The organism is Pseudomonas sp. R62 (assembly GCF_000257605.1).
In the GTDB taxonomy this organism is placed as follows: domain Bacteria; phylum Pseudomonadota; class Gammaproteobacteria; order Pseudomonadales; family Pseudomonadaceae; genus Aquipseudomonas; species Aquipseudomonas atacamensis.
Genome location: NZ_JH635998.1, coordinates 3681754 through 3690186 on the forward strand (window position 1 = coordinate 3681754; position 8433 = coordinate 3690186).

General features: G+C 60.0%; 7 protein-coding genes. All 7 read left to right on the top strand.

The window, feature by feature from the left end:
* The first annotated feature begins 126 nt into the window (after window positions 1-126).
* Window positions 127-1386, top strand: a complete 1260-nt coding sequence (locus tag OQK_RS17550) for a D-mannose isomerase (protein ID WP_016773531.1) — start codon at window positions 127-129, stop codon at window positions 1384-1386.
* Window positions 1387-1504: 118 nt separating this feature from the next.
* Window positions 1505-2806, top strand: coding sequence for an ABC transporter substrate-binding protein (locus OQK_RS17555; RefSeq protein WP_016773532.1), 1302 nt, complete (start codon window positions 1505-1507; stop codon window positions 2804-2806).
* A 214-nt stretch (window positions 2807-3020) separates the two neighbouring features.
* On the top strand, window positions 3021-3929 hold the full coding sequence (locus tag OQK_RS17560; RefSeq protein ID WP_016773533.1) for a carbohydrate ABC transporter permease: 909 nt from the start codon (window positions 3021-3023) through the stop codon (window positions 3927-3929).
* Window positions 3922-4767 (top strand): carbohydrate ABC transporter permease, encoded by an 846-nt coding sequence (locus OQK_RS17565; protein WP_016773534.1) that lies wholly within the window; start codon window positions 3922-3924, stop codon window positions 4765-4767. Before OQK_RS17560 ends, OQK_RS17565 begins: the two co-directional genes overlap by 8 nt.
* Window positions 4768-4769: 2 nt before the next feature.
* The gene (locus OQK_RS17570) at window positions 4770-5930 is read left to right on the top strand and encodes an ABC transporter ATP-binding protein (protein WP_016773535.1); all 1161 of its coding nucleotides are present in this window, start codon (window positions 4770-4772) and stop codon (window positions 5928-5930) included.
* 194 nt (window positions 5931-6124) lie between these two features.
* Complete coding sequence (locus OQK_RS17575) at window positions 6125-7474, top strand: carbohydrate porin (RefSeq protein WP_016773536.1); 1350 nt, start codon at window positions 6125-6127, stop codon at window positions 7472-7474.
* A 308-nt stretch (window positions 7475-7782) separates the two neighbouring features.
* Window positions 7783-8433: aldose epimerase family protein (locus tag OQK_RS17580; RefSeq protein WP_038861047.1), on the top strand; the 651-nt coding region annotated here is incomplete at its 3' end.

The window sequence follows — 8433 nt, forward strand, 5'->3', positions numbered from 1 at the left end:
GGGAGAGGTTGGGTGAGGCTGCTCTTTGTCACGGACTGGTGACAAACCCCGTCCCCTTCGTTACAAGCCCGCCCCGGCCCGTTGTTTAGACTGCCCGCAGTCCTAACAACAAAAAAGGGTCACGCCATGGACACCTTTCACCCAGACTTCAGCAGTTGGCTGAACGCCCCTGCCCACCAGCAATGGCTAGCCGCCGAAGGCCTGCGTCTGCTGGATTTCGCCAAGGCATCACGACTGCCCGAAGGCTTCGGCAACCTCGACGAGCGCGGCCGTTTGCCGGCGCACGCGCAAGCCGAAACCATGAACACCGCGCGCATGACGCACAGCTTCGCCATGGCCCACATTCAGGGCCTGCCGGGGTTTGCCGAGCTGGTCGACCACGGTATCGCCGCGTTGCGCGGGCCACTGCGTGATGCGCTGCACGGCGGCTGGTTTGCGGTTGCCCAGCATCGCGACGACAACACCGGCAAGAACGCCTATCTGCATGCCTTTGTCGCGCTCGCCGCCAGCTCCGCCGTGGTCGCACAACGGCCCGGCGCCCAGGCTTTGCTCGATGACGCGATCGACATCATCGACACTTATTTCTGGAGCGAAGAAGAGGGCGCCATGCGCGAATTCTTCAATCGCGACTGGAGCGAAGAAGAAGCCTATCGCGGCGCCAACAGCAACATGCACGCGACCGAAGCATTCCTCGCGCTGGCCGATGTCACCGAAGATCCGCGCTGGCTGGTGCGCGCCCAGCGCATCGTTGAGCGGGTGATCCATGGCCACGCTGCTGCCAACGACTACATGGTCATCGAACACTTCGATCGTGACTGGCAACCGCTGCGCGAATACAACCACGACAACCCCGCCGACGGTTTCCGTCCTTACGGCACCACGCCGGGCCACGGTTTCGAGTGGGCGCGCTTGCTCCTGCATCTTGAAGCCGCGCGGGTGCAGGCCGGCATGCTTACGCCGGGCTGGCTGGCGACTGATGCGCAAAAACTCTTCGAAAACAATTGCCGCCACGGCTGGGATGTCGATGGCGCGCCGGGCATCGTCTACACCCTCGACTGGCACAACAAAGCCGTGGTCCGCCATCGCCTGCACTGGACGCATGCCGAAGCCAGCGCCGCCGCCAGTGCCTTGCTCAAACGCAGCGGCGACGGGCAATACGAAACCTGGTACCGGCTGTTCTGGGAGTTCTGCGAGACGAATTTCATCGACCGCTGCAACGGCAGTTGGCACCACGAACTCAATCCGCAGAATGTGCCAAGTGCCGATATCTGGCCGGGCAAGCCCGATCTGTATCACGCCTGGCAGGCTGTGCTGATTCCGCGATTGCCGCTGGCGCCGAGCATGGCCACGGCTTTGGCGCAGCTGTCCCAGCCTGTTCCTGTGTAACCATGTCGTGACATTTACGCGTCCCTTCGTTACCTGCGAAGCGAAACGCTCTGTTTAAACTCCGTGCAGCGCAAGCACCAGACTTGCAATGCATAACAACAAGAAAGGTACATCTCGAATGAATGCGATTTCTCGCCTCGCTACTGTCATTTCTGTCGCCTCCCTGTTCCCGCTCGCAATCCTGCCGCTCAGTGTCTCCGCTGCCGAATCCAAAGGTTCGGTCGAAGTCGTGCACTGGTGGACTTCCGGTGGCGAAAAAGCCGCTGTCGATGTGCTCAAGGCCCAAGTCGAAAAAGACGGTTTCACCTGGAAGGACGGCGCTGTCGCCGGTGGTGGCGGTGCGACTGCCATGACCGTGCTGAAAAGCCGTGCCGTTGCCGGCAACCCGCCAGGCGTAGCGCAGATCAAAGGCCCGGACATCCAGGAATGGGCGTCGACCGGCCTGCTCGACACCGACGTTTTGAAAGACGTCGCCAAGTCGGAAAAGTGGGACAGCCTGCTCGACAAGAAAGTCTCCGATACCGTGAAGTACGACGGTGATTACGTGGCCGTGCCGGTGAACATTCACCGCGTGAACTGGCTGTGGATCAACCCGGAAGTCTTCAAGAAAGCCGGCATCACCAAGAATCCAACCACCCTCGAAGAGTTCTACGCAGCCGGCGACAAGCTGAAAGCGGCGGGCTTCATTCCGCTGGCCCACGGCGGTCAGCCTTGGCAGGACAGCACCGTGTTCGAAGCCGTGGTGCTCTCGGTCATGGGCGTGGATGGCTACAAGAAAGCCCTGGTCGATCTCGACAACAAAGCGCTGACCGGCCCGGAAATGGTCAAGGCGCTCACTGAGCTGAAGAAAGTCGCGACCTACATGGACGCGGACGGCAAAGGCCAGGACTGGAACCTCGAAGCGGCCAAGGTCATCAACGGCAAGGCCGGCATGCAGATCATGGGTGACTGGGCCAAGTCCGAATGGACCGCCGCCAAGAAAGTCGCCGGCAAGGACTACGAGTGCGTAGCGTTCCCGGGCACCGACAAGGCATTCACCTACAACATCGACTCGCTGGCCGTGTTCAAGCAGAAGGACGCAGGCACTGCGGCCGGTCAGCAGGACATCGCCAAAGTCGTGCTGGGTGAGAACTTCCAGAAAGTCTTCAGCATCAACAAAGGCTCGATCCCGGTGCGCAACGACATGTTGAGCAACATGGACAAGCTCGGCTTCGACTCCTGCGCACAGACCGCTGCCAGAGACTTCCTGGCGGACGCCAAGTCCGGCGGCCTGCAGCCAAGCATGGCGCACAACATGGCGACCACGCTGGCCGTGCAGGGCGCGTTCTTTGACGTAGTCACCAATTACATCAACGACCCGAAAGCCGACCCGGCCGATGCGGCGAAGAAACTCGGCGCGGCGGTTCAGTCGGCCAAGTAATGCTTGGCCCCTGTGGGAGTGAGCGTTTGTGGTGAGGGGATTCATCCCCGATGGGTTGCGAAGCGACCCCGGAAAGTTGCAGCGGCGCAGTGTCTGAAATACCGCATGTAATGATTTCGCGACTGCTGCGCAGTCGATCGGGGATAAATCCCCTCGCCACAGGGCTCACTCCTGCAAGGGAATGCTTTCGTAAACCCTTATTGTGGATTTCCCCATGAGTTCTGTTGCTGTGTTCAGCAAGGCCTCGCCGTTCGATGCGTTGCAGCGCTGGCTACCGAAACTGGTGCTGGCGCCGAGCATGTTCATCGTGCTGGTGGGCTTCTATGGCTACATCCTGTGGACGTTCATTCTGTCGTTCACCACCTCGACCTTCCTGCCCAACTACAAGTGGGCCGGCCTGGCGCAATACGCGCGGTTGTTCGACAACGATCGCTGGTGGGTGGCGAGCAAGAACCTCGCCGTGTTCGGCGGCATGTTCATCGGCATCACTCTGGTGATCGGCGTGTTGCTGGCGGTGTTCCTCGACCAGCGCATCCGTCGCGAAGGCTTTATCCGCACTATTTACCTGTACCCGATGGCGCTCTCGATGATCGTCACCGGTACCGCGTGGAAATGGCTGCTCAACCCGGGCATGGGCCTGGACAAATTGTTGCGTGACTGGGGCTGGGAAGGTTTCCGTCTGGACTGGCTGATCGACCCTGATCGCGTGGTCTACTGCCTGGTGATCGCCGCTGTTTGGCAAGCCTCGGGCTTCATCATGGCGATGTTCCTCGCCGGCCTGCGTGGCGTCGATCAATCGATCATCCGTGCTGCGCAGATCGACGGCGCGAGCATGCCGCGCATCTACTGGAAAGTCGTGCTGCCAAGCCTGCGTCCGGTGTTCTTCAGTGCGGTGATGATCCTCGCGCACATCGCGATCAAGAGTTTCGACCTCGTTGCGGCAATGACCGCCGGCGGTCCGGGTTATTCCTCCGACCTGCCAGCGATGTTCATGTATTCCTTCACCTTCAGTCGCGGCCAGATGGGCATGGGCTCGGCCAGTGCGATTCTGATGCTCGGTGCGATCCTCGCGATCATCGTGCCTTACCTGTACTCCGAGCTGAGGACCAAGCGTCATGACTAGTCTTGCTGCCAAACCTGCGATCAGCTTCAGTCGCATCGCGATCTACGCGGTGCTGATCCTTGCGGTGTTCCTCTATCTGGTGCCGCTGGTGGTGATGTTGCTGACCAGCTTCAAGACCCCGGAAGACATCAGCACCGGCAACCTGCTGAGCTGGCCGACCGTGGTCAGCGGCATCGGCTGGGTCAAGGCCTGGGCCACGGTTGACGGCTACTTCTGGAACTCGATCAAGATCACCGTACCGGCCGTAATCATCTCCACCGCCATCGGTGCGTTGAACGGTTACGTGCTGTCGATGTGGCGCTTCCGTGGTTCGCAGTTGTTCTTCGGTCTGCTGCTGTTCGGCTGCTTCCTGCCGTTCCAGACCGTGCTGCTGCCGGCCTCGTTCACCCTCGGCAAGATGGGCCTGGCGAGCACCACCACCGGCCTGGTCTTCGTGCACGTGGTCTACGGTCTGGCGTTCACCACGCTGTTCTTCCGCAACTACTACGTGAGCATTCCCGATGCGCTGGTCAAGGCTGCGCGTCTGGATGGCGCGGGTTTCTTCACGATTTTCCGCCGCATCATTCTGCCGATGTCGACGCCGATCATCATGGTCTGCCTGATCTGGCAGTTCACCCAGATCTGGAACGACTTCCTGTTCGGGGTGGTGTTCTCCAGCGGTGATTCGCAACCGATCACCGTGGCGCTGAACAACCTGGTCAACACCAGCACCGGCGCCAAGGAATACAACGTGGATATGGCAGCGGCGATGATCGCCGGTCTGCCGACCCTGCTGGTCTATGTGGTCGCAGGCAAGTATTTCGTGCGCGGGCTGACGGCCGGCGCGGTCAAGGGGTAATCATGGCTACGCTTGAACTTCGCAACGTAAACAAGACCTACGGGGCCGGCCTGCCGGACACCCTGAAGAACATCGAACTGTCGATCAAGGACGGTGAATTCCTGATCCTCGTCGGCCCGTCGGGCTGCGGCAAATCGACCTTGATGAACTGCATCGCCGGCCTGGAAACCATCACCGGCGGCGCGATCATGATCGGTGATCAGGACGTCAGCGGCATGAGCCCCAAGGATCGCGACATCGCCATGGTGTTCCAGTCCTACGCGCTGTACCCGACCATGAGCGTGCGCGAGAACATCGAGTTCGGCCTGAAGATCCGCAAGATGCCCCAAGCAGCGATCGACGAAGAAGTCGCCCGCGTGGCCAAGCTGTTGCAGATCGAACACCTGCTCAATCGCAAGCCGGGCCAGCTCTCCGGTGGTCAGCAACAGCGCGTGGCGATGGGCCGTGCCTTGGCGCGGCGGCCGAAGATCTACCTGTTCGACGAACCGCTGTCGAACCTCGACGCCAAGCTGCGCGTCGAGATGCGTACCGAAATGAAACTGATGCACCAGCGCCTGAAAACCACCACGGTCTACGTGACCCACGACCAGATCGAAGCGATGACTCTGGGCGACAAGGTCGCGGTGATGAAGGACGGCATCATTCAGCAGTTCGGTACGCCGAAAGACATCTACAACAACCCGGCCAACCTGTTCGTGGCGAGTTTCATCGGTTCGCCGCCGATGAACTTCATTCCCCTGCGTTTGCAGCGCAAGGACGGTCGTCTGCTGGCGCTGCTCGACAGCGGCCAGGCGCGCTGCGAATTGCCGATGAGCATGCAGGACGCCGGGCTTGAAGATCGCGAAGTGATCCTCGGCCTGCGCCCGGAGCAGATCGTGCTGGCGAACGGCGAGGGCAATGGTCTGCCGAGCATCCGCGCCGAAGTGCAGGTCACTGAACCGACCGGTCCGGACACCCTGGTGTTCGTCAACTTGAACGACACCAAGGTCTGTTGCCGACTGGCGCCGGACGTGGCACCGCAGGTAGGCGAAAGCCTGACGCTGCAGTTCGATCCATCGAAAGTGTTGTTGTTCGATGCCAATACCGGTGAGCGTCTGGGCGTTGCGGGCCAGGTGCAGGCAGAAACCCGGTCGGCGAATGTGGCGCAGTTCAAAGGCCGCTGAAGTACAAAATGTGGGAGCGAGCCTGCTCGCGAAAGCGGTCTGACATCCAGCATTGATGTCGCCTGATACACCGCATTCGCGAGCAGGCTCGCTCCCACAAAGGAGCACGCGGTGTCCGGCCTGTCGAGCACCGCACTTTATGTAAACCGCGTTAGATAAAAACAGTTAATAACAATAAAGACGAGGATGTAGGGATGAAAAAGAAACACGTCAATGCCCGGTTGATCTGCCAGGTTTCTGCGGCAGCTGCACTGGTGCTGGCCGGTAATGCAATGGCGGCGGATGCGTTCAGCTCCGACTCCAAGTGGATGACCGGCGACTGGGGCGGCGAGCGCACCAAGCTGATCGAGCAGGGTATCGACATCAAGGCCGACTACGTTGGCGAGATGGGCGCCAACCTGAACGGTGGCTACAACGACGACAAGACTGCGCGTTACGCCGACCAGTTCGGTCTGGGCGTGGCCCTCGACCTGCAGAAACTGTGGGGCTGGGACAACACCCAGGCGAAGATCCAGCTGACCAATCGTAACGGTTACAACATCTCCAACGACCGCGTTGGCGATCCGCGTGCCGGCACCCTCAGCTCCTCGCAGGAAGTCTACGGCCGTGGCCACATGGTGCGTCTGACCCAACTGTGGATCCAGCACCAGTTCTTCGACAACAAGCTCGACGTCAAGGCCGGTTACTTCGGCGAAGGCGAAGACTTCAACACCTTCCCGTGCGACTTCCAGAACCTGGCGTTCTGCGGTTCGCAAGTGGGTAACTGGGCGACCAACATCTGGTACAACTGGCCCGTCAGCCAGGCCGCGATCCGTGTGAAGTACAACATCAACGACGAGCTCTACGCGCAAATCGGTGCGTACAACCAGAACCCGTCGCAACTGGAACACGGCAACGGCTTCAAGCTCAGCGGCAGCGGCACCAAAGGTACCGTGCTGCCGGTTGAATTGGTCTGGTCGCCGAAGGTCAACAGCCTGCCGGGCGAATACCGCGTCGGTTACTACAAGAGCACGGCCGATGCCGACGACGTTCGCGAAGACGTCAACGGTCTCGATGCGGCAACCACCGGTGATGACTACAAGTCGCACAACAGCAAAAGCGGTTACTGGTTCGTTGCGCAACAGCAACTCACCAGCCACAACGGTGATGCGACTCGCGGTCTGAACATCGCTGCCAACGCGACCTTCCACGACAAGGACACCAACTTCATCGACAACTACCAGTCGGTGATGTTTGTCTACAAAGGCCCGTTCGATGCGCGTCCGAAAGATGACATCGGTATTGGCGCTGCGCGTATCCACGTTAACAAGGACGTCAAGCGCAATGCTGAACTGCTGAACGCTGCCAACGGTGTGTCCGATTACGACAACGCCGCGTTCTCGCCGATTCGTGAAACCGAATACAACTACGAACTGAACTACGGCATCCATGTCACCAACTGGCTGACCGTGCGTCCCAACCTGCAATACATCACCCATCCGGGCGGTGTGGATGAAGTGGACAACGCTTTGGTCGCTGGCCTGAAAATTCAGTCAACGTTCTGACGCGTCTGCGATAAGCTCCTCTCTATGTGCGCATTTTGCGGACAGCCAAGGCTGTCCGCTTTTTTTTGTGACACAGGTCAGATGTGTTGCTTGATGATTTTTTGTGGCTGGAGAATTTTTTGTGGCGAGGGGATTCATCCCCGCTGGGCTGCGAAGCGGCCCCAAAGCCATCCACTGAGGTGTATCAGCGAGAGGCCGTTTTCCAGGTTTGCGACTGCTTCGCAGTCGAACGGGGATAAATCCCCTCGCCACAGTATTCAAGGGTCACAAAGGTAATTGTACCCCCATGATTTTCAGGACCGTAGCCAATGCATGAGCATCCGCTGCAACGCTTCTTCAAATCCCTGCGCGAGCGACCGGTGTTCGCCTGGGAGCGCTATCAAATGCGCGACGTGTTGGTGATCGATCATCCGCTGTGTCAGGCGGTGTTCAGTCGTCAGGGCGCGCAGTTGCTGCACTTTCAACCGCGCGGGCAGAAGCCGTGGTTGTGGTGCGCGGCGAAGTGGCCGCATGTCGGCGCGATTCGCGGTGGCGTGCCGGTGTGCTGGCCGTGGTATGGCCGTCATCCGAGCGAAAACGCATGGCCGTCCCATGGTTGGGCGCGACTGCTCGACTGGAAACTGCTCGACAGCAGCAGCGCCGAGGATGGCGTGCGCCTGCACTGGCAACTGCAGCTGTGCGATTGGCAGGTCGACCTGCACGCGCACTTGGGCGAACGCATGGAATTGCGCCTGAGCACCGAGCATCAGGACGACATGCCGTGCCAGTTGAGCCAGGCTTTGCACGCTTACTGGCGTATCGGTGATGTCGGTGAGATAGCGCTGTCTGGCCTCGAAGGCGCGCAGGGTTATGATCAGTTGAATCGTCAGGTTTGCCAGCAGGAAGGCGAGTTGCGGGTCGATGGCGGCTGTCAGCGGGTGTTCCAGCATGACGGCGAATTGCAGCTCAAGGATCACGCC

Excerpts from the sequence above, each read along its gene's own strand:
- OQK_RS17565 (WP_016773534.1), top strand. The coding sequence starts at position 3,922 with ATGACTAGTCTTGCTGCCAAACCTGCGATCAGCTTCAGTCGCATCGCG.
- OQK_RS17555 (WP_016773532.1), top strand. The coding sequence starts at position 1,505 with ATGAATGCGATTTCTCGCCTCGCTACTGTCATTTCTGTCGCCTCCCTG.
- OQK_RS17575 (WP_016773536.1), top strand. The coding sequence starts at position 6,125 with ATGAAAAAGAAACACGTCAATGCCCGGTTGATCTGCCAGGTTTCTGCG.
- OQK_RS17570 (WP_016773535.1), top strand. The coding sequence starts at position 4,770 with ATGGCTACGCTTGAACTTCGCAACGTAAACAAGACCTACGGGGCCGGC.
- OQK_RS17560 (WP_016773533.1), top strand. The coding sequence starts at position 3,021 with ATGAGTTCTGTTGCTGTGTTCAGCAAGGCCTCGCCGTTCGATGCGTTG.
- OQK_RS17550 (WP_016773531.1), top strand. The coding sequence starts at position 127 with ATGGACACCTTTCACCCAGACTTCAGCAGTTGGCTGAACGCCCCTGCC.